Source organism: Ramlibacter sp. PS4R-6 (assembly GCF_037572775.1).
GTDB lineage: Bacteria > Pseudomonadota > Gammaproteobacteria > Burkholderiales > Burkholderiaceae_C > Ramlibacter.
On record NZ_JBBHKA010000001.1, the window covers coordinates 3,730,895 to 3,757,529 of the forward strand.

Sequence of the window (26,635 nt, forward strand, 5' to 3'; positions counted from 1 at the left end):
GGCGCCTAGGCTTTGAATTCCGCGATCAGCGGCAGGTGGTCCGACATGCGCCACCAGATGCGGCCCTTCGGGATGAGCACGCCCGTGGGCTTGACGCCGCGCGCGTAGACGTAGTCGAGCTGCGTCAGCGGCAGCCGCGACGGATACGTGTAGGTGCGCTCCGCGACGTAGTCGTAAAGCCCCGCCGCGCGCATCGCGGGCCGCAGCTTCGCGCCCCAGTCGTTGAAGTCGCCGGCGATGATCAGGCGCTCGCGCCGCGGTATGACCCGGTGGACGTAGCGCAACATCTGCTCGACCTGGCGCAGCCGGCTGCCGGCGATCAGGCCCAGGTGCAGCACGATGACGTGCAGCTTGTGCTTGTGCACCACCAGTTCCACGTGCAGCAGCCCCCGCTGCTCGAATCGGTGGTCCGACATGTCCTCGTGGCCGTGCGACACCACGGGCCAGCGCGACAGCAGGGCATTGCCGTGCTCGCCGTGCTTCGTGGTCGCGTTGGTCTGGTAGACGGCGTGGTAGCCCTCGGGCGCGAGGAACTCGTGCTGCGGCAGCTCGGGCCAGCGCTTGAACCAGCGTTCCTCGCGCCGGTGGAGCTTGCGCACCTCCTGCAGGCACACCACGTCGGCGTCGAGCTGCTCGATGGCATGCCCGATGTTGTGGATCTCCAGCCGGCGGACAGGGCCGAGGCCTTGCACACCCTTGTGGATGTTGTAGGTCGCGACCCTAAAGAGCGTTGCCATCGGCAAATTCTGGCAGCAACAGGATCGCTTCGGCGTTGGAAAACGAAGCGCAGGTGTCCGCCGCGTCGCGCCAGGGCAGCCACTGGTACGCCGTGTGCTCCCGCGGGTTGAGCGTGACGGGCGTGTTCTCGGGCACGCACAGGCCGAACACGTGCTCGGTGTTGCGCCTCACGCCGGGCTCGTATCGGTGCAGCCAGCGCGGGTAGATGTCGTAGACGTTCTCGAGGTTCCAGTCCGAAAGGCGCCCGATCGCGCAGTCGATGCCCGTCTCTTCCATGACTTCGCGGCGGGCCGTGGTTTCGAGCGGTTCGTCGATGGTGTCTTTCGAACCCGTCACCGACTGCCAGTAGTCCGGCATGTCGGCGCGATTGACCAGCAGCACCTGCAGGCTGGGCGTGTGGATGACGACCAGGACGGAGTGCGGGATCTTGTAAGGGCGCGGCTGTTGCACGGGCCCATTTTGACTGTGGGGCGGGGCTGAATGGGAACTTTCTGGCACGAATGTCCCCCGGTCTGCGCTATGCGCACCTCCTCCTTTATTTCGTGCCGGAGAGTTCCCCCTCAGCCCGAGGTCGCCGGCGTCGGTGTTAACCGGAAACGCACCTACCGACGGATTGTCCGTCCGCGCTCCCTTGCCTTCGCCCCCATTGGACCTTCAGCACCGACTGCCATGAGCCGTCACACCGATCCGGTGGTCAGGCAATTCGGCTTCAGACAAAGGATGAACAGATCGCAGCACACAAGTTGTTGTTGGCCGGTGACAAGCCAGCCAAGTCTCTGTCAATCTAAGCAGCATCTACCCAGCGTGATTCAGTTGGGGGTTCTGGCACCCGCGGTTTCACCATGCACCGACTTCCTCTTTTCACCCTCTGTCGACCGAGTATCCTTGTGCGACGCGCAGTTTTGAACTGGTTGCTTCAGGTTCGAACCCTACGCGACCGCCCACTTGTTCCGGTGCCCGATCCTGATGTTGCTTAGAGCTGTTGTGTGCGCGGCCCTCGCCGCTTCCGTCGTCCTCGCTGCTTGCGGCGGCGCAAGCATGGCGCCCCAATCGCCCGCCGCGTCGCTCTCTTTGCTTGCCGGAAGCACTGGCGGCCCCGGCTTCACGGACGGTGATGCAGTCACGGCGCGCTTCTCGTCGCTGCTGGCCATCGCGTCCGACGCGCAAGGCAACATCGTCGTCAGCGACGACAGCGTTCTACGCGCAGTGACGCAGACCGGCACCGTGACCACACTGGGCAGCAACGATGGAACGACGCCGCAGCGCGACTACCAGAGCGCCATCCGCGTCGCGATCGCTGGCGACGGGGCGCTGTGGGTCTCCGATGGCAAAGGAGTGCATCGCCGCGCTGGGGCAAACAACAGCCTCGCATTTGCCGCCGATCCCTTGGACATGTCGCGCAAGTTCTACCCGATCGGGGCTGACGCGAATGGCAATGGATACGTGGCAGATAGCTACCACTGCGTGCTCTGGAAGGTGACGCCCGCGCTCGTGGCTTCGGTCCTCGGCGGCCTCGCGGACGATTGCCGCGCGATCGACGGCGCGCTCGACCAGGCGCGCTTCGGCCGGATCTTCGCCCTCGCCTCCGATCGGCATGGCTCCATCTACGTCGCGGACGAAACGGGCAATGAGTGGGACGAGCCGCCGGAGCCCGTCGTGCAGCGGCTGCGCAAGATCGCCGCCGACGGCACCGTCACGACCCTCGTCGAGGACCCAGGTACGGGCGGCCGCTTCACGTGGATCGACACCATCACCGCCGACGGCAAGGGCAACGCATACGTACTGGACGCGCGTGGCATCGTGCGCGTGGACGGTGCCGGCAACGACACGGTCTTGCCCATCCCTGCCGACGTGCCGTATCCCAGGCGCTTTACCGCGGACGAAGCGGGCAACATCTACTTCACGACGGACGGCGGCGCCATCTACAAGGTGCCCGCCGGGACGGGGAACGCATCGCGCCTAGTCGGCCAGCCCGCAGAGGGCGGGACGATCGACGGTACTGGCGCCGAAGCGCGCTTTTCGTCGGTCGCGCCAACGGCACTTGACACGAACGGGGACGTGCTCGTCGCGTCATGGGAGATTTTCGGCGCGAAGGCGGGCCTCACCACGCGGCGCGTAACGTCGGTCGGCAAGGTGACGACCGAATTCGTGGCTCCTACCGGGGCCCCGGCGTCGGCAGTCTCCTATCCCAATGGTTATGCCTTCGACGCGGTGCGCCGCATCCATTACTTTTCAGAGGGCAGCCACTGCATCAGCGACAGCGTGTGCCTGCCAGGGCACGCGATCTGGCGGATGACGGCCAGCGGCTCATTGAGCAAATTCGCGGACCTCGAGAACGCACCGGTCACCGGGCCGGTGATCGACGGGCAGGGGAATCTGTATGTAGCCGATGGCAATGCCCTGCGGAAGATCACGCCCACGGGAGCACTTTCGACAGTCGTGCAGGCGATAGCGCCGGCAAACGTCGCCGTGCGCGCCTTGGCGGTCGATGCCGAAGGGACCGCCTATGCGTTCAGCAACGACTGGGTGCTGCGGAAAATCAGCCCCGACGGCCAAGTGACATTCATGGCCGGTGCCGCCAACCAGCCGGGGTGGGTCGATGGGAAAGGCGCGGCTGCACGGCTGCAGGGGCCACAGGTCTTGGCCAACAGCATGGCCGTTGACCCCGAAGGCAACGTCTACATGCCTGCAGCGGCGGTGGCGGACGCGTCCGTTTACTTAGGGCCAGACACCCCAGGCGCGGTGCGCAAGGTCAGCCCCGACGGCACTGTGACGACCATCGCTGGTCAGTTGGGTCGCGCGGGCATTCAGCTCGGCCCGCTCCCGGGAATCCTCTATGCGCCCAGCTCCATGCTATGGACGCCCGACGGGCTCGTTGTCGGCTCGGGGCTCGCGCTGCTGAAAATCCGGCAATAGGCCGTCGCTAAAGCCACTTCTTCCAAACCGTGACCTGCGCCACGGTCGCAGCGCGGCAGTCTCTTTACCATCCCCGGGATCTCAGGGGGAACGATGGCGATCAAAATTGCGCGGCTCGCGTCGCTCGCAGCGCTCTCTTGCACGCTGCTGCTCGCGGCCTGCGGCGGGGGCGGCACCCATCCCGCCGCCGAGGCGGTGCAGCCCGCGCTCACGCTCTTGGCGGGCAGCAGCGGCGGCCCCGGCGAAGTCGACGGCCTCGGCCCCGTGGCGCGGCTCCAGGGGCCGATGCAACTGTGGATCGATCCGCACGGCAACCTGGTCGTTTTCGAGAACAGTGGCCTTCTCCGGACGGTGACACCCGAAGGGGCTGTCAGCACGCCCCCGCAGGACGCCTTCAGGAATTCGCTGCCCGTCTCCTTCGGCAGCGTCTTCGACGCGCAGGGCAACACGTACGTCACCGACGAGACGCTGCGCGACACCATTTGGAAGGTGTCGCCCTCGAACCAAAAGACGCTGTTCGCCGGCATCGAGTACACACCGGGGCGCACGGATGGCCCCCGAGGCCAGGGCACGCTGCGCTATGTGCTCGACATGGCCAGCGACGGACAGGGCGGCCTGTACGTGCTGGACGGGGAGTCGAACGGCGCCATCGAATATTTCTGGACCGCGTTGCGGCGGCTTAGCCCCGATGGCGCGATCACCACTGTGGCGGGTGGCGAGGGCGCGACGAACGTCGACGGTCCTGCGAACACCGCGCGCTTCCCGCGCGCGAGGCAGATCGCAGTGGATGGCCGTGGCAATGTGTTCCTCTCCGATGGCCAGACCATCCGCCGGTTCGATCCCGCGGGTCAGGTGACGACGATCGCCGCCTCGGATGCGCTCCTGCCTTTCATCGATGACATCGCAGCCGACGCGGCGGGCAACCTCTACGCCTCGGGAGGGAACGCCGTGCTGGGAGTGCTTCGCCCGGGCAGCGAGCACTTTGAGCTCTTCGCGGGCATGCCATTCGACTACGGCCCGGCCCGTGATGGGCAAGGCGCGGACGCGCGATTCAGCCCGTTCGGCGTCCTGTCAACGGCTGCGGACGGTGCGGACGTACTCGTCCTGTCGCGTGAGACCGCGGGCTACTCGATTCGCCGCGTCACACCGGCGGGCAACGTGACCACCGAGATCCCCCTTCTGCAGCCGAGCGCGGGCGGCCGCCTCATTGCCGCCACCGGATATGCATACGACCCCGGCCGCCGCGTCCACTACCTCGCAGTGAGTAACACGGAATGCTTGCCGGAGTTCTGCCAGCTGCGCGGATCGGCGGTCTGGCGGCTCGAGCGCGACGGTACCTGGGCGGAGATCGCCGGCGCCGCCGACCCGGAGGGGAGCCACCGCACCTCCTTCGGCCACGCGCTGGTCGGGCCGGACATCGACGCGCAGGGCAACGTGTACGTGGTCGATGGCTCGCGACTGGTCAGGATCACCCCCGCGGGCACGATGACGACGGTGACGGACGACCTCATTCCGCCCGTGGCGGGCGGCATCGAATCGTTTGGAGTCGATTCAGGCGGCACCGCGTACGCGCTCGCATACTCGCCCGAAGGACAGACGCTGCACCGCGTCACACCCGACGGCCGGACCGCGACGGTGGGGGCGCCGGGCTCCATCCCGGCATTTACCAGCAGTCCTGAGCTTGCGATCGATCCGGAGGGCAACGTCTACGTGCCGCAAGGCTTCTACGTGGGCTCGACCATCGTCATCCAGGCTGGCTCCATCCTGAAAGTCACGCCCGATGGCGAAATCACGAGGTTCGCAGGGAACCCGACGCGCACCGGCATCGCACTGGGTGCATTGCCGGGACAGTTCTACGCGCCTGCTGCCATGGTCTGGACGCCGGAGGGGCTGGTCTTCGCTTCAGGGCGCGCGTTGCTCCGGATCGCGCCGCTTCGGTAGGGCGATGGCCAGCGCCAACCCCCGCCAATCGATGAGAAGGGTCTGGCCCCGGAAAGATCGACGCTCCAAGGCGGATCGGCTGCACTGACGGACACGGACCGACGGATTGACCGCCCGCAGGTGCGCGTCTGAGAAGCGGACGCTTGGCGTCGGGGCCCTCACTTTTCGAAGGGGTGGAACCCATCCTTCAGCACATCGATCCGAAAAAGGTTCGCTCGCGCGGTGATGTACAGCTTGCGCCGATCGCCGCCACGGCCGAATGCAACATTTGTGGGGTTGTCGGCCATCGGAACGAAGGCCAATTCTTCTCCCGTAGGCGAAAACACGACAACGCCGCGATCCTGCGGCACCGCGCTGACGCGGGCGGCATAGATGTTTCCTTCCGTGTCCACCGTCATCCCGTCGATCCCTGTCCGGCGGCCCCAGTAGTCCACCAAGGTCTGCCGGGGACCCACGCTGCCATCCGCCCCCAGCGGGTACGCGTAGACAGCGTTCCAGTTCATGGCTGCCGGGAGGTTGCTGGCCATTTGTGCGGTCGCAGGCGGCCCGATGCTAGATACGTAAAGGGTGCGCTGGTCAGGCGAGATGGCAATCCCATTGGGCTTCCCGGCATCGGCGATGACCAGCCTGGCCGGTGCGCCTGGGTCGATCCTGTACACACCCGCGACCGGCTGCTCCACGGACTCGTGGCCGTAGTACCGGGGGTCGGTGAAATAGATGCGCCGCTGCCGGTCGATCACGAGATCATTCGGCGAATTCAGTGGACGCCCATTGAACAACCCGGCGAGGATGGAGCTCTTGCCCGTCTTCATGTCGGTGCGGATCACGCAGCGGCAGCCGAAGTCGGCGCCGAGGGCGCTGACCAGGCTCCCATCCTCGTCGAACCGGTTCCCATTGTTCATGCCGCTCGGCGAGCGGAAGATGACGGTCTTGCCCGTGCGCGGGTCGTAGCGCCATACGTGTCCTGCCTGCGCACTGGACTGGGCGGTGATCGTGATATCGCTGAAGAAGACAGTGCCATCTTCCGCGACCGCCGGCCCTTCGAGGAAAAAGCCGCCAGAGAAGACCGGATCGAGCTTCGCTTCCGCCCCAAAGATGGGCCCCGGCCGAAATCCGGTCTGTGCCCCTGCGATGAAAGAGGCACAGCACAGGCCCAGCGCGACTGCTGCTACGTGCAATTGTCGAAACACAGTACCTCCTGCGGATGGCGCGTCGATGAACGACTCAGCGGAGGATGGTCACTGACCTGTCCGGCAGTGTCAATGCATCAGCGATCCAATGCGGACAACTCAAAGACGCTGGATTGCGGGTCAAGCCCGCAATGACAGGTGACTAGCCTCTGAGTCAGTTCTGCAGCGCCGCCGTCACGCGCTCGGCGATCACCCGCATGCTCCAGTCGTGGGGATGCCGGTCGACATCCACATCGGCGTAGCGGCCAATGTCGTCGGCCCGCTGCGGGTAGATGTCGCCGATGTAGACGTACTTGCCGCCATGGGCCTTGCAGGCCTGCTCGATCACGGCATCCCTGGATTCTTCCTTCCACCACGTGGACACGCAGGCCAGCTTCGCGACGTGCAGCGCATCCAGCAGCAAGCCGTATGCGGCGCCGAACGCGGGCACGGATGCCAACGGCACGTTGTCACCGAGCTCGACGACCACGGCGGTTCGTGGCGTAGCCGCCTGCACGTACGACGGGATCTGCCAGACGTTGTCCGCGGGGTTCTTTTCGAGCGGGGAGAAATTCAGCGCCGTGAGCGGCAGGTGCAGGGCCGCCGCCGTGAGGTGGGCGAAGTCCTTGTCGGCCGACGATGCCGCCATGCCCCAGTCGCCCGTCCAGCCCACCATGGCGTTCGGGCCGATCTTGGTGATGCTGTTGCCGATGACGAGCAGGTCCGAGAACTGCGCCTGGGGTGGTTGCGGCTGGGGCTGCTCGGCGGCCGCGGCTGCGGCCACAGCCGGCGACGGTGACCCTCCGCCTCCCCCGCAAGCGACGACCGCGGTCGCAAGAAGGGCAAGGGCACACAGTCGGATCGTCGATATTTTCATTGCCAGAGCTTCACCCTGGCGGAAGCCGCCTGCGTTTCGAAATGCCTGAGCAATTCGTCGGACGTTGGCGACCGACCGGGTCCGTCGGTGCTGATGACGTCCGCTATGCTTCCCCTCTACCCATGCCAAGCCTCCCCCACAGCCCCGCTGCCGAACGCAACAAGGAACCGATCCTTGCGCGGCTGCTGGCCATCCTGGGCAGCCACGGGGCGGCCCTCGAGATCGCCTCGGGCACCGGGCAGCACACGGTCTGGTTCGCCGCCGCCCTGCCCGGGTGGACGTGGCAGCCGACCGACTTCGATCCGGACACGGTGCCCCTCATCGCCGAGAGGATCGCCCAGTCGGGCGTGGGCAACGTCCTGCCCCCGCTGCAGCTGGACGTCACGCAACAGCAGTGGCCCTTGACGAGCACGTTCGACGCCATCTTCTGCGCCAACATGCTGCACATCGCGCCGTGGCAAGCATGCGCCGGCCTCATGGCCGGGGCGGCACGCCACCTCGTGCCGGGCGGCCTGCTGGTCACCTACGGCCCCTACTTCGAGAGGGAAGTGCCGACCGCCCCCAGCAATCTCGCGTTCGACGAGAGCTTGAAGGCGCGCGATCCTTCCTGGGGCATCCGCCAGCTCGATGACGTCGTGGCGGAAGCCGCCCGCAACGGGCTCGCGCTCACGCAGCGGCACGCGATGCCGGCCAACAACCTGCTGTTGGTGTTCACTCTTGCAGGTCGCCAGCCACAGGCGTAGCTTTGCAGCCGCCGGCCTGCCCGCCGCAACAGGGGATCGCCATGGAGCGTGCTCACGTGAAAGAGGAAATCGCCGCACCCATCGCCGAAGTGTGGGCGTTGCTGAGAAACTTCGGCGACATCGAGATCTGGGCGAAGGCCCGCGTGGTGCGGGTCGACGGGACGGGTGTCGGGGCGATCCGCCACGTCGAAGGCAGTGCCGGCCCCGTCGTCGAGCGCTGCGAGGCCCATGACGAGGCGGCGCACAGCTTCAGCTATTCCCTGGTCGAGTCCCCGTGGCCGCTGGCCAACTATGTCGCCACCGTGCGCCTGGCCTCGCTCGGTGCGAACCGGTGCGCCATCGAGTGGAGCGCGAACTTCGATCCGACCCCTGGGGCACCGCCGGACATACGCGAGCTGGTGGAGAAAACGTTCCGGGGCAACTTCATTGCCAACCTGCGGAAAGGCGTTGCCGGCTGAGCGCCGGCGTCCGAACAACAGTCACTGGGTCCCGGCCTGCGCCGGGACGACAGGTCAGGCGGCCGCGGGATTCCGCAGCTTGATGTGCAGCTCGCGCAGCTGCTTCTCGTCCACCGGCCCCGGCGCCTGCGTGAGCAGGTCCTGCGCGCGCTGCGTCTTGGGGAACGCAATCACGTCGCGCAGCGACTCGGCGCCCGTCATCAGCATGACGAAGCGGTCCAGGCCGATGGCGATGCCGCCGTGCGGGGGCGCGCCGTACTGCAGCGCGTCCAGCAGGAAGCCGAACTTGAGCTTGGCTTCCTCCGCGTCGATCTTCAGCGCGCGGAACACCTTGCTCTGCACCTCCTCGCGGTGGATACGGACCGAGCCGCCGCCGAGCTCGATGCCGTTGAGCACCGCGTCGTAGGCCTTGGCGACCGCCTTGCCGGGATCGGTCTCGAGCAGGTCCTCGTGGCCGTCCTTCGGCGACGTGAACGGGTGGTGCACCGCGTTCCAGCGCTGGGCGTCGTCGTCGAACTCGAACATCGGGAAGTCGACGACCCACAGCGGGCGCCACGCGCCTTCGATGAGGCCACGGCTCTTGCCGAACTCGCTGTGGCCGACCTTCACGCGCAGCGCGCCGATGGCGTCGTTCACCACCTTGGCCTTGTCGGCGCCGAAGAAGACCAGGTCGCCGTCCTTGGCGCCGGTGCGCTTGATGATCTCGGCGATCGCGGCGTCGTGGATGTTCTTGACGATGGGCGACTGCAGGCCTTCGCGGCCCTTGGCCACCTCGTTGACCTTGATCCACGCCAGGCCCTTGGCGCCGTAGATCTTGACGAACTCGGTGTAGCCGTCGATCTCGCCGCGGCTCATCTCGCCGCCGCCCGGCACGCGCAGGGCGACGACGCGGCCGTCAGGCTGGTTCGCGGGGCTGGAGAACACCTTGAAGTCCACGTCCTTCATCACGTCGGTGAGCTCGGTGAACTCCAGCTTCACGCGCAGGTCCGGCTTGTCGGAGCCGTACAGGCGCATCGCGTCCGAGTGCTTCATCACGGGGAAGGCGCCGATGTCGATGCCCAGCACGTTCTGGAAGGTGCTGCGGATCATGCCTTCGAACATCTCGCGGATCTCCTCCTCGAGCATGAAGGAGGTCTCGACGTCGATCTGCGTGAACTCGGGCTGTCGGTCGGCGCGCAGGTCCTCGTCGCGGAAGCACTTGGTGATCTGGTAGTAGCGGTCGTAGCCCGACACCATCAGCAGCTGCTTGAACAGCTGCGGCGACTGCGGCAGCGCGAAGAACAGGCCATCGTGTACGCGCGAGGGCACGAGGTAGTCGCGCGCGCCTTCGGGCGTGCTCTTGGTGAGCATCGGCGTCTCGATGTCGATGAAGCCGTTGGCGTCGAGGAACTTGCGCACCTCCATCGTCACCTTGTAGCGCAGCATCATGTTGCGTTGCATGGTGGGGCGGCGCAGGTCGAGCACGCGGTGCGTGAGGCGCGTGGTCTCCGAGAGGTTCTCGTCGTCCAGCTGGAAAGGCGGCGTCACCGATGCGTTGAGCACCGTGAGCTCGTGGCACAGCACCTCGATCTTGCCGCTCTTGAGGTTGTCGTTGGTCGTGCCCTCCGGGCGCGCACGCACCACGCCCTTGACCTGCACGCAGAACTCGTTGCGCAGGCCCTCCGCCGTCTTGAACATCTCGGCGCGGTCGGGGTCGCACACGACCTGCACGTAGCCTTCGCGGTCGCGCAGGTCCACGAAGATCACGCCGCCATGGTCGCGCCGGCGATTGACCCAGCCGCACAGGGTCACGGTCTGGCCCATCAGGGCTTCGGTCACGAGCCCGCAATAGGTGGTGCGAAGTTGCATGGAGGTACCTTCTTTCCGGGGAAAGACGCTGCCGCTTTCGCGCGGCGCGTCAGGGATTGTCGTTGTGGTGGGCGGGTGCGACCACGCCCATGGAGATGACGTACTTCAGCGCCTCGTCGACCGACATCTTCAGCTCGATGCAGTCGCTCTTCTTCAGCATGACGAAGTAGCCGCCGGTGGGGTTGGGCGTGGTCGGCACGTAGACGCTCACGTAGTCGCCCACCAGGTAGTTGGTGACGTCGCCGCCGGGCGTGCCCGTGACGAAGCCGATGGTCCAGACGTCCTCGCGCGGCCATTGCACCAGCACCGCCGTGCGGAAGGCGTTGCCCCCCGGCGAGAACAGCGTGTCCGACACCTGCTTGACGCTGGAGTAGATCGAGCGGACGACGGGGATGCGCGCGACGATGCCATTGCCCCATTCGACGAGCTTGCGGCCGAAAAAGTTCGTGGCGATCGCGCCGACGATCAGCAGGATGGCCAGCGTGAGCAGCACGCCGAAGCCGGGGATGTGGAAGCCGATCAGCTTGTCCGGCTGCCAGGCCTCGGGCAGGATCAGCAGCGTGCTGTCGAGCGTCTCGACGATCCAGCGCAGCACGGCGAACGTGACGGCCAGCGGCACGATGGCCAGCAGGCCGGCGACGAGCCATTTGCGCAGGGCGAGCATGGTGCCGGCTTTCAGCCCGCCGCCGCCGGCGTGTCGGGCTTGGTCGCGGGCTTGGTCGCGGGCGTGCTGTCCGCGGGCTTGGACTCCGCGGGCTTCGACTCGGCAGGCTTGGCCTCGGTCTTGGCCGCTTCAGCCGGCTGGGCGGCATCCGTGGACTTTTCGGCGCCGGCCTTGTTGCCGCCGCGGAAATCCGTCACGTACCAGCCCGAACCCTTCAGCTGGAAGCCGGCCGCCGTGACCTGCTTGGCGAACGCGTCGGCGCCGCACGCGGGGCACACGGTGAGCGGGTCGTCCGAGATCTTCTGCAGGACGTCCTTGGCATGGCCACAGGACGCGCACTTGTAGGCGTAGATCGGCATGGCGTTGTCTAGGGGTCGTTGCGGCGGTGCAAAGCCCTCAATTATAGAGGGGGCGGGGTTTTTCAACCCCGGCTCTCCCTAGTGCGGCTGCAGGCCCGCCACGGGGGTGCGCGGCTCGTGGCGGTTGCGCAGGACCTGCGGCATCAGCGACCCGATGACCATCCCGGCGAAGGCGGCGATCAGGCCGGCGAGCTGGCCGGGGAACATCTTGGACAGCGCCTCGCCGCCGACCTGCGGGAAGAACAGCACCCACACCGCGATGCCCGCCGCCAGCGAGAAGATCGCGCCCTGGGTGGTGGCGCGCTTCCAGTACAGGCCCATCACCAGCGGCACGAAGGCCGCCACCAGCGTCACCTGGTAGGCCGAGGACACCAGGTCGTAGATCGAGGTGCCCTTCATCGCGATCGCATAGGCCAGCACCGAGGCCGTGAAGACGACGATGGTCACGCGCATGGCCAGCAGCTGCTGCTTGTCGCTCATGTGCGGGCGCATGTTCTTCAGGATGTTCTCGACGAAGCTGGTCGAAGGCGCCAGCAGCGTCGCCGACGAGGTGCTCTTGATGGCCGAGAGCAGCGCGCCGAAGAACAGGATCTGCATCACCAGCGGCATCTTCGTCAGCACGAAGGTGGGCAGCACGCGCTGGTAGTCGTTCTTCGCCAGCTCGAGCGCGCTGTTGCCCATCACCACCACCGCGCTGGCGACGATGAACATAGGCACGAAGGCGAACAGGATGTAGCTCACGCCGCCGATCACCGCGCCGTTGCGGGCGGTGTTGGAGTCCTTGGCCGACATCACGCGCTGGAAGACGTCCTGCTGCGGGATGGAGCCCAGCATCATGGTCAGGCCCATGCCGATGAAGAAGGCGATGTCCGTGAACGTGGGCGGCGGCAGGAAGTTCCACAGCTCCTTGGACGACGCCAGGGCCATCACCTTGTCGGCGCCGCCCGCGAGCTCCGCCGAGAAGAAGGCGATGACCGACAGGCCGATCACCAGCACGATCATCTGGATGAAGTCCGTCCAAGCCACCGCGAGGAAGCCGCCGATCACCACGTAGACCAGCACCGCGAGCGTGCCGACGATCATGCCGGTGGTCTCGGACATGGCGCCGTTGGTGAGCACGGAGAACACCAGGCCCAGCGCCGTGATCTGCGCCGCGACCCAGCCCAGGTAGGACAGGATGATGGCGACCGAGCAGAAGATCTCCACGCCGCGCCCGTAGCGCTGGCGGTAGAAGTCGCCGATGGTCAGCAGGTTCTGCTTGTACAGCTTGGCCGCGAAGAACAGGCCCACGAGGATCAGGCAGGTGCCGGCGCCGAAAGGGTCTTCGACGATGGCGTTGAGGCCGCCCTGCACGAACTTGGCCGGGATGCCCATCACCGTCTCGGCGCCGAACCAGGTGGCGAAGGTGGTGGTCACCACCATGATCAGCGGCAGGCTGCGCCCGGCGATGGCGAAGTCGGCCGTGTTCTTGATGCGCGTGCCGGCCCACACGCCGATGGCGAGCGTGCCCACCAGGTACAGCACGACAAACGTGATCAGCGTGTAGTTCATCGCCGTCCAAGCCCCTCTCGTATTGGGGCGGAATTATCCCCTAGAACCCGCGCATCCTCAGCAGGAACTGCACCACGACCAGGCCGGCCGCGAAGCCCACGGCGGCGTACATCACCGTCTGCAGCAGGCGGTTGGTGCGCTTCAGTTCCTGCAGCAGCTCGCGGTCGATGTTGCGCACCTCCCACGAGCGCTCGCGCAGGTACTTGTGGACCAGGTGGGGCAGCTCGGGCAGCAGCTTGGCGTAGCGCGGCGCCTGGTCCCGCAGTTCGTCCAGGAACTTCTGCGGGCCCACTTCTTCCTGCATCCACTTCTCGAGGAAGGGCTTGGCCGTGGCCCACAGGTCCAGGTCGGGGTCCAGCTGCCGCCCCAGCCCCTCGATGTTCAACAGCGTCTTCTGCAGCAGCACCAGCTGCGGCTGGATGTCCACGTGGAAGCGCCGCGACATCTGGAACAGCCGCATCAGCAGCATGCCCAGCGAGATCTCCTTGAGCGGCCGGTCGAAGTACGGCTCGCACACCGTGCGCACCGCGCCCTCCAGTTCGTCCACGCGCGTGCCCGGCGGCACCCAGCCCGACTCGATGTGCAGCTCCGCCACGCGCTTGTAGTCGCGGCGGAAGAAGGCCGTGAAGTTCTGCGCCAGGTATTCCTTGTCGTACTCGGTGAGCGTGCCGATGATCCCGAAGTCCAGCGAGATGTAGCGCCCGAACGAGCCGGGCGCCAGGCTGATCTGGATGTTGCCCGGGTGCATGTCGGCGTGGAAGAAGCCGTCGCGGAACACCTGCGTGAAGAAGATGGTGACGCCGTCGCGCGCGAGCTGCTTGATGTCGACGCCCGCAGCCACCAGCCGCTCGCGCTGCGAGATCGGCACGCCGTGCATGCGCTCCATCACGATGACGTCGGGCTGGCACAGGTCCCAGTACATCTCGGGGATCAGCACCAGGTTCAGGCCCGCCATGTTCCGGCGCAGCTGCGCGGCGTTGGCCGCCTCGCGCACCAGGTCCAGCTCGTCGTGCAGGTACTTGTCGAACTCGGCGACCACCTCGCGCGGTTTCAGGCGGCGGCCGTCCTCGGACAGGTGCTCGATCCAGCCGGCCATCATGCGCATGAGGCTCAGGTCCTTCTCGATCACCGGCAGCATCCCGGGGCGCAGCACTTTCACCGCGACTTCCTTCAGCTGCCCCTGGCGGTCGCGCATGGTCGCGAAGTGCACCTGCGCGATCGAGGCGCTGGCCACCGGCTCCCGCTCGAAGCTCACGAAGATCGAATCGAGCGGGCGGCGGAAGGCTCGCTCGATGGTGGCGACCGCGACTTCGGTGGGGAACGGCGGCACGCGGTCCTGCAGCAGCGCGAGCTCGTCGGCGATGTCCTGCGGCAGCAGGTCGCGGCGCGTGGACAGCACCTGCCCGAACTTCACGAAGATGGGGCCCAGGTGCTCCAGCGCCTGGCGCAGGCGCTGGCCGCGCGGCGCGCGCAGGTCGCGGCCCACGGCCAGGACACGGGCGATGGACGCCAGCCGGAAGCTCTTGAGGACGAGCTCGTCCAGGCCGTAGCGCAGCGCGACCCAGACGATGTAGAGGCCGCGCAGGTAACGCGTCATGCGCTTCCCGGGCCTCCCGGGCCCGGGCCCGGCGCGGGCGTTGGCGCGCCCACCGCTGTGGCGCTGGCGACGAACTGGCGCATGGCGCCGAGCACGCGCCGTGCCGCATCGCCCACGGCATGCGCAGGCGCATCGCCGATCACGCGCGCGAGATCCTCCTCGAGGTCCCAGCGCACGTTCTCGACGAGCCAGTTGATCTCGGCGGCGAACTGCACGTCGCCCGCGATGTGCACCGGCGGCTTGTCGCCCTTGAGCGCGGCCTGCGCCAGCTGGAAGGGCGAGGTCTCGGTGAGCGTGAGCGTCAGGTCGGCGGGCGTGCCGCTGTCGCCGACCACCTCGAACAGGCCGGCGGGCGTGGCCGCGAGCCGCATCGAGAACGAGCGCCAGCTCGCCTGCACGGACTTGCCGGCCTGGCGCACGAGGCGCGCCTGGGCCTCGCTTTCCTGCATCAGCACGTGGTTGATCAGCAGCACCACGCGGCGCTGCACTTCATCCACAAGCCAAGGCGGGGGCTGGAAGGGAAAGGGGCTGGCCATGGCCCCGGATTCTCGCCGAAAGACGAGGGCCGCCGCGGCTATTGCAGGGCCTGCACGCCGGCCACGAGCCAGCCGCTGGCGCCGCTCTTCGGCTTGGTCATGTTCCAGACTTCGCGGAACGGGCTGGGCGCGGCTGCGGGCTCCTCGCGGATCATCCCGGAGAACTCGACGCTGGCCATGTAGTCGCCGCCCAGGTCCTCGATGCCGAGCAACTGCGCCTCGAGCATCACGACTTCGGTGCGGTTGGGTTGGCCGGCCTGCTGGCGCTCGCGCTCGGCCAGCTGCGAGCGAATCTCGCCCAGCATCTCGTCGGTCATCATCGAGCGCAGCGTCGGCAGGTCCGACTTGTCCCAGGCTTCCTGCAGCGTCACGAAGTTGCGCTTGGCGGCTTCCACGAAGCCCGGGGTGTCGAAGCCCGCGGGCACGCCCCAGTTCTGCGCGCCTTCCAGGGCGGAACCGATGCGCACGGGCTCGCCCGGCTGTTGCGGGGCGTACTTGGCGGCGTCGAACGCCATGCTGGCGCGCTCCCACGGGCGGGCCGAGGCGTCATTGCCGACCTTGTCCGGGCTGTACTGGCGCGGGGCCCGCGCGACGTCTGCCGGCGCGGCACCGCCATAGGCGTAAGGCGCTGCATGTTGCGCGCGGCGGCGCATGGCCCAGCCGATCAGCGTCATCGCGATCATGACGACCAGGAAGATCAGGATGAACTGGCCGAAGGCTTCGCCGAAACCGAGCGAATGCGCGAGCCACGCCAGGCCCAGGCCGGCGGCGAGGCCGCCTAGCATGCCGCCCCAGCGCGGGCCCTGCTGCACGGGCGGCGTGGCATTGGCGGGCGCGGTGGGCTGCGCCTGGTTGGGCGCCGCGGGCTTCTGGGCCTCGCGCTGCGTCACGTTGGAGGACTGGCGGCCCACGGAACTGCCGCCGCCCAGGCGGCGCGCGGCCTCCGCATCGAATGCGAACGTCGCCATCACCAGCGCGAAAACGGAAATCCAGAATTTCATGATGCCTCCAGGACACGCACGGCGCGCGTCAGCACTTGATTCCAACATGCAACGCTACCACGCCGCCGGTGAGGTTGTGGTAGTCCACATGCCCGAAACCGCATTTGCGCATGAGGGCTTTCAGTTCCTCCTGCCCGGGATGCATGCGGACCGACTCGGCCAGGTAGCGGTAGCTCGCCTCGTCGCCGGCCACCCAGCGGCCCAGCAGCGGCAGCACGTTGAAGGAATACCAGTCGTAGGCCTTGGCCAGCGGCTGCGCCACTTTCGAGAATTCGAGCACCAGCAGCTTGCCGCGCGGTTTCAGCACGCGGTTCATCTCGGCGAGCGCGGCCTCCTTGTGCGTCATGTTGCGCAGCCCGAAGGCCACGCTCACCACGTCGAAGCTGGCGTCGGCGAAGGGCAGCTTCTCCGCGTCGCACACCGCCGTGGGCAACACGACGCCGGCATCGAGCAGCCGGTCGCGGCCGGTGCGCAGCATGGCCTCGTTGATGTCGGTGTGCACGACGCGGCCTGTGCTCCCCACCTTCTTCGCGAACGCCAGCGCGAGATCGCCGGTGCCGCCCGCGATGTCCAGCACCTGCGCACCCGGCGCGACGTTGGCGACCAGCACCGTGTAGGCCTTCCACGCGCGGTGCAGGCCCATGGACATCAGGTCGTTCATCACGTCGTACTTCGGCGCGACGGAGTCGAACACACCGCGCACGCGGCGCGCCTTCTCCTGCTCGTCGACCGTTTCGTAGCCGAAATGCGTCTGGCTCATGCTCAGTGGTGCCCGCAGGCGTGGCCGCCCTTGGCGGCCATGGGCGCATCGCGCTCGACGCCGGCTTCCGTCAGGCGCCGCTCATAGTCGGCCCACAGCTGGGCCTCCTGCGAGCCCAGGAAGTACAGGTAGTCCCACGAGAAGATGCCGGTGTCGTGGCCGTCGGAGAAGGTCGGTTGCACGGCGTAGTTGCCGACGGGCTTGAGGTCGGCGAGCTCGACCTCGCGCTTGCCCGTCTGCAGCACTTCCTGGCCCGGGCCGTGCCCCTGCACCTCGGCCGAGGGCGAGTAGATGCGCATGAGCTCGAAGGGGATGCGGAAGCGCGCGCCGTCGCTGAACGCCACTTCCAGCACGCGCGAACGCCCGTGCACCGTCAGTTCGACGGGCGTGGGCGTATCGGTGGAGAGTCCTGCCATGGGCCCATTCTAGGACCCATGTGCGATCAGAAGCGGACCTGGAAGTTGACGTAGAAGCGGTCGTCGCCGTTCTTGGGCGCGGCCGAGTTCGCCGTGAGCGGCACCTTGCTGCCCACGAAGATGCGGCCGTAGTCGGCCGAGAAGGCGAACGGCTCCTTCACGTAGCGCAGGCCGAGGCCGGCGCTGGCGAGGCGGTCGCTCGAAGGCTTGCCGCGCACGGCGGCGTCGTTGCTGGACAGCCAGCCGGCGTCGACGAAGCCGAGCAGGCGCAGGCCGCCGACCCATTCGGGGGTGCTGACCTCGAGCGTGCCGGCCAGGCCGCTGTCGCCGGTGACCGGCCGGTCGATGCTGGTGCCGCGCACCGAGCCCAGGCCGCCCAGGCCGAAGGACTCGCCGGAGATCAGCGGATCGGGGCTGTACTGCCAGCTGCCGCGCATCGACCACAGCCACGTGCCGGCGAACGGCGCCGTGTAGTTGGCCGAGCCGCGCAGGGCTTTCCAGCGGACAGTGTCCACCGCCTCGGCCGCGTACGACGCGGAATCGTTGTGCGAGCCGGTGGCGGTGTTGACCGCCACGCCGACGTCGTAGCCATAGGCGGCGGCGTCGTTCTCGATGCGGGCCGCGTAACCCAGGGTGATCGGGCGGCTGCGGCGGTCCACGCCGGCCACGACGCCGTCGATCTCGGTCGCGTTGAAGACCTTGTCGTCGATGGCGATGCTGACGTAGCTGCGGCGGCCGCCTTCGGGCGCGAGGTAGTGCGTGTAGTTGGCGCCCAGCGTGTGGCCCGCGCCCGTGCTGGAGAAGGCGCCGAAGTTGCCGACCACGTCGGACTTCGTGGCGGTGAGGCCGATGACGCCGCCCAGCGTGTACAGCGGCACCTTGTAAGTCAGGCCGATCTGCTTGACGTCGCCCGAGCGCTGCAGCGAGGTGGTGTACGCACCGACGAACTGGTGGTCCGCATCCCACAGGTTGCTGTGCGAGGCGGTGATGGTGAAGCGGTCGCGCCCCGAATTCTTGGTGCCGGCGTTGGAGATGCCCAGGCCGATGTTCCAGGGCTTCTGCTCCTTCACGATCACCACGGCGTCGATCTTGTCGATCTCCTCCGATTCCTTCAGGTTCACCTGGATCTGCTTGTTGGCGTTCTCGTTGGCGATGGCCGTCTGGATGGCGAGCTTGGAGAAGTTGGGCGTGCCGCCCTCCTTCAGCTCGGGCAGCGTACGGCGGATGTTGCCCTCGCTGTAGATGCTGCGGCCTTCAAAGTCCACCTTGGCGATGGTGAACTTGATGATGGTCAGGCGTACCGACTGGCCCACCTCCTGCGGCGGCAGCGAGACGCGGTGCAGGCCGTAGCCGCGCTCGCGCAGCGCCTTTTCCAGCGCGCCCGAGGCCTGCTGCAGCGTGTCGATGCTGGCGTCGTTGCGCACGTAGGGCGACAGGATGCGCTGGGTCTCGGCATCGCCCAGCGGGTTCTCGCCGGTGACGGTGAAGCCCTTGATGGCGAACGTGGGCGGCGGGACCGAGGCGGCCATGGGCGGCGGCGCGGGTGCCGGTGCCGGTGCCGGGGCCGGCGCGGGAGCCTGCGCGAGCGCCGACGCCGCGGCTGCCAGCGCCGTCAAGGCAAACACCCCCAGCCGCACGCGCCCGCACTCGCGGCGGGGCGCACAAGTCGTTGTCAGCATTCGGATTCGCCCCTCTTGTTCTTGGAACCGGATGATCGGCGATTGTGTCATCCGGTTACCGCCTTGTCACCCTTGGACGGGTGGCAAGGCACTCACTTGCACTGGTTCTGTTGCTTCACGCCTGCATCGGCGAGCACGCTCACGAGCAAGGGGTTCTTCGAGTTCGGCAAGGGGATCTTGTCGAAGTCGATGAACTTGGGGATGTTGTTCGGCCGCGCGGTGTCGCCGTTGTTGCCGGCGAAGCCCGCCTCGCCCTTGCCCAGCTGCAGCACCTGGTTGGCGGTGGCGATCTCGATGTGGCCGTCGCGCACGAACACGAACAGGCCCTCCTGCGCGTCCGACACTTCCTGGTTGCCGAACAGCTTGGGCGGGATGTTGACCGTGTCGGGGCGCGCGTTGTCGCCCATGGGCGGCGCGTTCAGCACCGGCTGGATGCCCTGCGGCGAGATGAACAGGCCCTGGCCGGACTGCAGCAGCTGCAGCGCGGTCGTGCCCTGCGGGGTGACGGCGATCGAACCCAGCCAGGTCCACAGGGTGACGTTGTTGCAGCTGGCGTCCTCGCACACGGCATCGAAGCCCGTGCCGCGGATGCCGATGGTGGCCGTGGCGGTGGAGAAGCTGGCGTTGCGGTTGTCGGCCTTGGCGATCAGGCCCGTCAGCGCGCGGACCGAGCCGCGCAGGATGCTGGCGAGGAAGCGGCCTTCGCCGGCGTTCTTCTCGTCGTAGACGAAGTTGTCGACGCGGAAACGGCTGTTGGAGCCCACGCTCACGCGGCTGTCGTCGCGGAAAGCCAGCACGGCGCGCGCGCCGGGCAGCGTCTCGACGACGTCGCCGGGGTAGATGCTGCCGCCTTCGACCAGGCGGCGGCGCTGGCCGGCCGTGTCGAGCGCGAAGACCTCGCCGACCGCGTTGGCGATCTTGGCGCTGGCGACCACCGTGTTGGGGCGCGCGACGGCGGCGGCGAGCTGCTGCGACTCCTGCCCGCACTCACGCGTGCAGACGCGCGCGTCGAAGTCCGTGCCGCGGATGCCGATGGTGGCCGTGCTGGTTTGCACGCGGGCCGCGTTGGGCGAGCTCTTGGAGATCAGCCCGGTGACGGCGCGGAAGCCGCCGCGCACGAGCTGCATCACCATGCCGTTGTCGTTGGCGTTCTCCTTGAACTGGTACTGGGAGATGACCAGTTCGGAGTTGGGACGCACGGTCATGCGCGTGCCGTCCTGCATCTTGATGATGGCCGAGCCGCCGTCGGACGTGGTCAGGCGGTCGCCTTCCCTCAGGTCCAGGCCCTGGCCGAGGGTGCGGGGGGTCTGCCCGGCGGTCTGCGCGAAGCCGACGCCGCGCGAGAACTCCACCTGGCCGGCAACCTGCGCCCCAGCGGCCGCCGCGGCAAGCAGCAGCCAGGCCCCGAGCGCGGCACGCGCGGCGAGGGGGTATCGCTTCTGGGGGAACATGGCACCTCCGGACACTCTTGTTTCCTCTGAATAGCCCTTCTCCGTGGGTTTATACACGGTTGTCGGCGCGGCAACTACCCGCCGATCCCCGGGCGTGCACGGCGTGCCGTGCGGATTGTCACGCTGCCGTGCAATTTCCACGCCCGTTTCCGAGCGCTTCGCACAAGGCCGCATCGAGCCCGGGCAGTTGTTCCGCAACCTGTGCGACGCCGGTTGCATCCGGGGGCCGGCGTGCTTCGGCCCACACCGGAGCGGGGAAGTGCGAATCCCACTCGAAGCGCGCGACCACGTGCCAGTGCAGGTGCGGCACGACGTTGCCCAGGGCGGCCAGGTTCACCTTGTGCGGCTTCAGGCGTTGGCGCACGAGGGCCTCCACCTGCGCCACGGCTTCCATGCACAGGGCGCGATCGGCGGCGCCCAGGTCGGTGAACTCGGCGACATGGTCGTTCCAGACGACGCGGTAGAAGGCGGGGAACCCCGCCTCCTCGGCCCGGATCAGCCGGAATTTGTCACCCGCGAACACGATGTGTCCGCCGGCCGTGTCGCACAAGGGGCAGCCGGCGGCGCGCATCAGACCAGCACGCGCTCGATCCCGCCCGAATTGGCGGCGTGCACGTAGTCGGGCATCCAGTTCTCGCCGAGGATGCGGTTGGCCATCTCCACGACGATGTAGTCGGCCTCCAGCAGGCCGTTCTGCAGGTCGTGGCCGTAGCGCGACAGGCCCTGCAGGCAGCTCGGGCAGCTGGTGAGGATCTTGATGTTGTCCTTCTCGCCGACCTTGCCGCTGGCACGCAGCGCGGCTTCGTCCTTGCGCAGCTCCTCCTCCTTGCGGAAGCGGACCTGCGTGGAGATGTCGGGGCGCGTGATGCCGAAGGTGCCCGACTCGCCGCAGCAGCGCTCGGACTTGCGCACGTCGGGGCCGACCAATGCCTTCACCGTCTTCATCGGGTCCTGCAGCTTCATCGGCGTGTGGCAGGGGTCGTGGTACATGTAGGCCGTCGACGGCTCCAGCTTGATGCCCTTCTCGAGCAGGTACTCGTGGATGTCGATGATGCGGCAGCCGGGGAAGATCTTGTCGAACTCGTAGCCCTGCAGCTGGTCGTAGCAGGTGCCGCACGACACCACCACCGTCTTGATGTCCAGGTAGTTGAGCGTGTTGGCCACGCGGTGGAACAGCACGCGGTTGTCGGTGATGATCTTCTCGGCCTTGTCGAACTGCCCCGAGCCGCGCTGCGGGTAGCCGCAGCACAGGTAGCCGGGCGGCAGCACCGTCTGCACGCCGGCGTGCCACAGCATCGCCTGCGTCGCCAGGCCGACCTGCGAGAACAGGCGCTCCGAGCCGCAGCCCGGGAAGTAGAAGACCGCCTCCGTCTCCGGCGTCGTGGCCTGCGGGTTGCGGATGATGGGGACGTAGTCCTTGTCCTCGATGTCCAGCAGCGCACGCGCCGTCTTCTTGGGCAACCCGCCGGGCAGCTTCTTGTTGACGAAGTGGACCACCTGCTCCTTCAGCTTCGGCGGGCCGCCGTCGGTGGAAGGAGGCCGCGTGACCTGCTTACGCGCAAGACCGCGCAGGAAGTCGTTGGCCAGGCGCTGCGCCTTGAAGCCCACGTCGACCATCGCCGTGCGCACGAAGCGGATGGTGTCCGGGTTGGTGGCGTTCAGCATGAACATCGCCGCCGCGTTGGCGGGGCGGAAGCTCTTCTGCCCCATCTTGCGCAGCAGGTTGCGCATGTTCATCGAGACGTCGCCGAAGTCGATCTTCACCGGGCACGGCGAAGCGCACTTGTGGCACACGGTGCAGTGCTCGGAGACGTCCTCGAACTGTTCCCAGTGCTTGATCGACACGCCGCGGCGCGTCTGCTCCTCGTACAGGAAAGCCTCCACGAGCAGCGAGGTCGCAAGGATCTTGTTGCGCGGGCTGTACAGCAGGTTCGAGCGCGGCACGTGCGTGGCGCACACCGGCTTGCACTTGCCGCAGCGCAGGCAGTCCTTGATCGAATCGCTGATGGCGCCGATGTCGCTCTGCTGCATGATCAGCGACTCGTGCCCCATCAGGCCGAACGACGGCGTGTACGCGTTCGTCAGGTCGGCATAGACCGAGCCCGCGCGGTCCTCCTGCGCGTGGCGCAGCAGCTTGCCCTTGTTGAAGCGCCCTTCCGGGTCCACGCGCTGCTTGTAGTCGGCGAAGGGCTTGAGCTCGTCGTCGGTCAGGAACTCCAGCTTGGTGATGCCGATGCCGTGCTCGCCCGAGATCACGCCGTTGAGCGAGCGCGCCAGGATCATGATCCGCTTCACGGCCGTGTGCGCCGTCTGCAGCATCTGGTAGTCGTCGCTGTTCACCGGGATGTTGGTGTGCACGTTGCCGTCGCCGGCGTGCATGTGCAGCGCGACCCACACACGGCCCTTCAGGACGCGCTTGTGGATGGCGTTCACTTCCGCCAGCAGTTGCACGAACGCGTTGCCGGCAAAGATGGCCTGCAGCGGCGCGCGGATCTGCGTCTTCCAGCTGGCACGCAGCGTGTGGTCCTGCAGCTGCGGGAACAGCGTTTCGACGCCGTCGAGCCAGCCCTGCCACTGCGCGCGCACCTCGCGCACCAGCGCGAGGGCCTGCTGCACGCGGTCCTCGAGGATTTCGGCCGAGGCGATCTCGCTGGCGTCGTCGCCCTTGCCCAGCGGCAGGTTGCCGCGCTCGAAGAACAGCTCCAGCTGGTTGGCCAGCTGGATCTTGTTGGCCAGCGACAGCTCGATGTTGATGCGCTCGATGCCGTCGGTGTACTCGGCCATGCGCGGCAACGGGATCACCACGTCCTCGTTGATCTTGAAGGCGTTGGTGTGCTTGCTGATCGCGGCCGTCCGCTTGCGGTCCAGCCAGAACTTCTTGCGCGCCTCGGGGCTGATGGCGACGAAGCCCTCGCCGCTGCGCGAGTTGGCGATGCGCACCACCTCGGACGTCGCCCGCGCCACCGCGTCGGGGTCGTCGCCGGCGATGTCGCCGACCAGCACCATCTTCGGCAGCACGGCGCGCTTGGACTTGGTCGCGTAGCCGACCGCCTTCAGGTAGCGGTCGTCCAGGTGCTCGAGGCCGGCCAGCAGCACGCCCGAACGCTTCTGCTCGGCGAACATGAAGTCCTTGATCTCGACGATGGAGGGCACCGCATCCTTCGCGTTGCCGAAGAACTCCAGGCACACCGTGCGCGTATGCGCCGGCATGCGGTGGACCACCCAGCGCGCGCTGGTGATGAGGCCGTCGCAGCCTTCCTTCTGGATGCCCGGCAGCCCCGAGAGGAACTTGTCGGTGACGTCCTTGCCCAGGCCCTCCTTGCGGAAGGTGAAGCCGGGAATCTCGAGCGTTTCGCCGCGCACGAAGGTCTTGCCGTCGGCCTCGAAATACTTCAGGTCGAAGCGCGCGACTTCGGCGTCGTGGATCTTGCCCAGGTTGTGGTCGGTGCGCCTGACTTCCAGCCACTGCGATTGCGGCGTCACCATGCGCCACGACACCAGGTTGTCCAGCGCCGTGCCCCACAGCACGGCCTTCTTGCCGCCGGCGTTCATCGCGATGTTGCCGCCGATGCACGATGCCTCGGCCGAGGTGGGGTCCACCGCGAACACGAAGCCCGCGCGTTCGGCAGCGTCGGCCACGCGCTGCGTGACCACGCCCGCCTCGGTCCAGATCGTCGGCACCGGCTGCGCGTGACCGGGGATCGCGGTCATCTCGACCTCGGTCATCGCCTCGAGCTTTTCGGTGTTGATGACGGCGCTCTTCCACGTCAGCGGCACCGCGCCGCCGGTGTAGCCGGTGCCGCCGCCGCGCGGAATGATGGTCAGGCCCAGCGCGATGCAGCCCTTCACCAGAGCGGCCATCTCGGACTCGGTGTCGGGCGTGAGGACGACGAAGGGGTACTCCACGCGCCAGTCGGTCGCATCGGTCACGTGCGACACGCGCGACAGGCCGTCGAACTTGATGTTGTCCTTCGCGGTGCAGCGGCGCAGCGCCTTGAGCGCCTGCTTGCGCAGGTCGGACACCTCGCGGAACGACGCATCGAAGGCGTGCACGGCGCGCTTCGCGTCGTCGAGCAGCTCGCCGACCAGCGCGTCGCGTTCGGCGTCGCCCTCGGGCGAGCGGCGCTTCTCGACCTCGTGCAGGCGGTGGTGCAGCGCCTCGACCAGCTGCTTGCGCCGGCCGGGGTTGTCGAGCAGGTCGTCCTGCAGGTAGGGATTGCGCTGCACGACCCAGATGTCGCCCAGCACCTCGTAGAGCATGCGCGCGGAGCGGCCCGTGCGGCGCTCCTCGCGCAGGCGGTTCAGCACCTCCCACGCGCGCGCGCCGAGCAGGCGGATCACGATCTCGCGGTCGGAGAACGAGGTGTAGTTGTAGGGGATCTCGCGCAGGCGCGGCGCGTCGTCGGCCGCCGCGATGAGTTGGTTGAGCGTCGTGGGTGCGTTCATTGGAGAACGAAAGATGTTACCGCAGCGCAGCAATCACCGGGCCCGCTCATGGGAAACCCGCTTGCCCCGCGGGAAGGGCGCCCGTTCTAATCGCCGTCACAAAGCAAAGGTAGAGTCGCGCGTTTTTGCCGCGACCGAACATCCAGGAGTCTTCATGAAACGCAAACTTTCCGCGCTCGTCCTCGCCGCGGCGGCCAGCTTCGCCGCCCACGCGCAGACCGAGATCCAGTGGTGGCATTCGATGGTGGCCGTCAACGCCGAAACCGTGAACGGGCTGGCCGCCGATTTCAACGCGAAGCAGAAGGAATACAAGGTCGTCCCCGTCTACAAGGGCGTCTACGACGAGTCGATGACGGCCGCGATCGCCGCCTTCCGCGCCGGCAACGCGCCGCACATCCTGCAGGTGTTCGAGGTGGGCACGGCGACGATGATGGCCTCCAAGGGCGCCGTCGTGCCGGTGAGCAAGATCATGGCCGACGCCGGCAAGAAGTTCGACCCCGCCGCCTACGTGCCGGCCGTGGCGGGCTACTACACCGCGCCCAGCGGGCAGATGCTGAGCTTCCCCTTCAACAGCTCGACCACCGTGTTCTACGTGAACAAGGACGCGTTCACGGCGGCGGGCCTGGACACGAGCAACCTGCCGAAGACCTGGCCCGAAGTCGCGCTCGCTGCGGCCAAGCTCAAGGCCAGCGGCCACAAGTGCCCGCTCACGATCGCGTGGCAGGGCTGGACCCAGCTGGAGAGCTTCTCCACCTGGCACAACACGCTGCTCGCGACCAAGCGCAACGGCCTGGACGGCATGGACGCCCGCCTCGTGGCGAATTCGCCGCTGCACGTGCGCCACATCGAGAACCTGGCGAACATGGCCAAGACGGGCCTGTTCGTCTACAAGGGCCGCGCCAACGCGGCCGAGGCGTCGTTCGTCTCCGGCGAGTGCGCCATGATCACCACGTCGTCCGGCTTCTACGGCAACGCGTCCAAGAACGCCAAGTTCAAGTTCTCGGTCTCCACCCTGCCCTACTACCCCGACGTCGCCGGTGCGCCGCAGAACACCGTCATCGGCGGCGCCAGCCTGTGGGTGATGGCCGGCAAGAAGCCCGAGGAATACAAGGGCGTGGCCGAGTTCTTCAGCTACCTGTCGCAGCCCGAGGTCCAGTCGAAGTTCCACAAGACGACCGGCTACCTGCCGATCACGATGGCGGCCTACAAGCTCACGGAGCAGTCGGGCTTCTACAAGGAGAACCCGGGGACGGACACCGCCGTCAACCAGATGATCCGCAAGACCACGGACAAGTCGCGCGGCATCCGCCTGGGCAACTACGTGCAGATCCGCGCCATCGAGGACGAGGAATTCGAGCAGGTCTGGGCCGGCAAGAAGTCGGCGAAGGAAGCGCTCGACTCGATCGTGAAGCGCGGGAACGAGTTGCTCGAACGTTTCCAGAAAGCCAACAAGGGCTGACCGCACTCGGCAAATCAAAAAGCGGC

The 26,635-nt window shown here is 67.3% G+C and carries 22 protein-coding genes; 5 read left to right on the plus strand and 17 right to left on the minus strand.

Annotated elements, in window-relative coordinates; genetic code table 11:
* Positions 1-5 precede the first annotated feature (5 nt).
* Both WG903_RS18625 and nudB read right to left on the minus strand, forming a co-directional pair.
* Positions 6-737 carry an endonuclease/exonuclease/phosphatase family protein gene (locus WG903_RS18625; protein WP_340078076.1) on the minus strand — a complete coding sequence of 244 codons (732 nt, stop codon included), beginning with the start codon at positions 735-737 and terminating at the stop codon, positions 6-8.
* On the minus strand, positions 721-1,188 hold the full coding sequence (gene nudB, locus WG903_RS18630) for a dihydroneopterin triphosphate diphosphatase (protein WP_340078077.1): 468 nt from the start codon (positions 1,186-1,188) through the stop codon (positions 721-723). The genes WG903_RS18625 and nudB overlap by 17 nt, the downstream gene beginning before the upstream one ends.
* Positions 1,189-1,776: 588 nt before the next feature.
* Between nudB and WG903_RS18635 the strand changes: the two genes are divergently transcribed.
* Together WG903_RS18635 and WG903_RS18640 are read left to right on the plus strand one after the other, a co-directional pair.
* Positions 1,777-3,654, plus strand: a complete 1,878-nt coding sequence (locus tag WG903_RS18635) for a hypothetical protein (protein WP_340078078.1) — start codon at positions 1,777-1,779, stop codon at positions 3,652-3,654.
* Positions 3,655-3,747: 93 nt separating this feature from the next.
* A complete protein-coding gene (locus WG903_RS18640) occupies positions 3,748-5,595 on the plus strand; it encodes a hypothetical protein (RefSeq protein WP_340078079.1) in 1,848 nt (615 codons plus the stop codon).
* Positions 5,596-5,753: 158 nt separating this feature from the next.
* Here WG903_RS18640 and WG903_RS18645 read toward each other — a convergent pair whose 3' ends face one another.
* Together WG903_RS18645 and WG903_RS18650 are read right to left on the minus strand one after the other, a co-directional pair.
* Positions 5,754-6,785, minus strand: a complete 1,032-nt coding sequence (locus WG903_RS18645) for an SMP-30/gluconolactonase/LRE family protein (protein WP_340078080.1) — start codon at positions 6,783-6,785, stop codon at positions 5,754-5,756.
* Between the two features lie 154 nt (positions 6,786-6,939).
* A complete protein-coding gene (locus tag WG903_RS18650) occupies positions 6,940-7,548 on the minus strand; it encodes a hypothetical protein (protein ID WP_340078081.1) in 609 nt (202 codons plus the stop codon).
* A 215-nt stretch (positions 7,549-7,763) separates the two neighbouring features.
* On the opposite strand from WG903_RS18650, the gene WG903_RS18655 reads away from it, so the two are divergent.
* Both WG903_RS18655 and WG903_RS18660 read left to right on the plus strand, forming a co-directional pair.
* Complete coding sequence (locus tag WG903_RS18655) at positions 7,764-8,384, plus strand: DUF938 domain-containing protein (RefSeq protein ID WP_340078082.1); 621 nt, start codon at positions 7,764-7,766, stop codon at positions 8,382-8,384.
* 56 nt (positions 8,385-8,440) lie between these two features.
* Entirely contained in the window at positions 8,441-8,842 is a 402-nt protein-coding gene (locus WG903_RS18660) for an SRPBCC family protein (protein WP_340078083.1), read from the plus strand.
* A gap of 54 nt (positions 8,843-8,896) precedes the next feature.
* Here WG903_RS18660 and aspS read toward each other — a convergent pair whose 3' ends face one another.
* The 13 genes from aspS to WG903_RS18725 form a co-directional block, all read right to left on the minus strand.
* Positions 8,897-10,690 carry an aspartate--tRNA ligase gene (gene aspS / locus WG903_RS18665; RefSeq protein ID WP_340078084.1) on the minus strand — a complete coding sequence of 598 codons (1,794 nt, stop codon included), beginning with the start codon at positions 10,688-10,690 and terminating at the stop codon, positions 8,897-8,899.
* A 49-nt stretch (positions 10,691-10,739) separates the two neighbouring features.
* Positions 10,740-11,354 carry a DUF502 domain-containing protein gene (locus tag WG903_RS18670; RefSeq protein WP_340078085.1) on the minus strand — a complete coding sequence of 205 codons (615 nt, stop codon included), beginning with the start codon at positions 11,352-11,354 and terminating at the stop codon, positions 10,740-10,742.
* Between the two features lie 11 nt (positions 11,355-11,365).
* Positions 11,366-11,713, minus strand: a complete 348-nt coding sequence (locus tag WG903_RS18675; protein ID WP_340078086.1) for an FmdB family zinc ribbon protein — start codon at positions 11,711-11,713, stop codon at positions 11,366-11,368.
* Positions 11,714-11,791: 78 nt separating this feature from the next.
* On the minus strand, positions 11,792-13,264 hold the full coding sequence (locus WG903_RS18680; RefSeq protein WP_340078087.1) for a sodium:solute symporter family protein: 1,473 nt from the start codon (positions 13,262-13,264) through the stop codon (positions 11,792-11,794).
* A 40-nt stretch (positions 13,265-13,304) separates the two neighbouring features.
* Positions 13,305-14,861: a ubiquinone biosynthesis regulatory protein kinase UbiB gene (gene ubiB / locus WG903_RS18685; protein ID WP_340078088.1), complete on the minus strand. Its 1,557-nt coding sequence runs from the start codon at positions 14,859-14,861 to the stop codon at positions 13,305-13,307.
* Positions 14,858-15,397: a hypothetical protein gene (locus WG903_RS18690; RefSeq protein ID WP_340078089.1), complete on the minus strand. Its 540-nt coding sequence runs from the start codon at positions 15,395-15,397 to the stop codon at positions 14,858-14,860. Before WG903_RS18690 ends, ubiB begins: the two co-directional genes overlap by 4 nt.
* A gap of 38 nt (positions 15,398-15,435) precedes the next feature.
* Positions 15,436-16,398: a Tim44 domain-containing protein gene (locus WG903_RS18695; protein WP_340078090.1), complete on the minus strand. Its 963-nt coding sequence runs from the start codon at positions 16,396-16,398 to the stop codon at positions 15,436-15,438.
* 28 nt (positions 16,399-16,426) lie between these two features.
* Positions 16,427-17,158: a bifunctional demethylmenaquinone methyltransferase/2-methoxy-6-polyprenyl-1,4-benzoquinol methylase UbiE gene (gene ubiE, locus WG903_RS18700; protein WP_340078091.1), complete on the minus strand. Its 732-nt coding sequence runs from the start codon at positions 17,156-17,158 to the stop codon at positions 16,427-16,429.
* 2 nt (positions 17,159-17,160) lie between these two features.
* Complete coding sequence (locus WG903_RS18705) at positions 17,161-17,574, minus strand: DUF971 domain-containing protein (protein ID WP_340078092.1); 414 nt, start codon at positions 17,572-17,574, stop codon at positions 17,161-17,163.
* Between the two features lie 26 nt (positions 17,575-17,600).
* Entirely contained in the window at positions 17,601-19,190 is a 1,590-nt protein-coding gene (locus WG903_RS18710) for a ShlB/FhaC/HecB family hemolysin secretion/activation protein (RefSeq protein WP_340078093.1), read from the minus strand.
* Between the two features lie 155 nt (positions 19,191-19,345).
* Positions 19,346-20,704 (minus strand): FecR family protein, encoded by a 1,359-nt coding sequence (locus tag WG903_RS18715; RefSeq protein ID WP_340078094.1) that lies wholly within the window; start codon positions 20,702-20,704, stop codon positions 19,346-19,348.
* Between the two features lie 118 nt (positions 20,705-20,822).
* The gene (locus WG903_RS18720) at positions 20,823-21,275 is read right to left on the minus strand and encodes an HIT family protein (RefSeq protein WP_340078095.1); all 453 of its coding nucleotides are present in this window, start codon (positions 21,273-21,275) and stop codon (positions 20,823-20,825) included.
* Complete coding sequence (locus WG903_RS18725; RefSeq protein ID WP_340078096.1) at positions 21,275-25,150, minus strand: FAD/FMN-binding oxidoreductase; 3,876 nt, start codon at positions 25,148-25,150, stop codon at positions 21,275-21,277. Before WG903_RS18725 ends, WG903_RS18720 begins: the two co-directional genes overlap by 1 nt.
* A gap of 154 nt (positions 25,151-25,304) precedes the next feature.
* On the opposite strand from WG903_RS18725, the gene ugpB reads away from it, so the two are divergent.
* Positions 25,305-26,609, plus strand: coding sequence for a sn-glycerol-3-phosphate ABC transporter substrate-binding protein UgpB (ugpB, locus tag WG903_RS18730; protein ID WP_340078097.1), 1,305 nt, complete (start codon positions 25,305-25,307; stop codon positions 26,607-26,609).
* Positions 26,610-26,635: the final 26 nt, after the last annotated feature.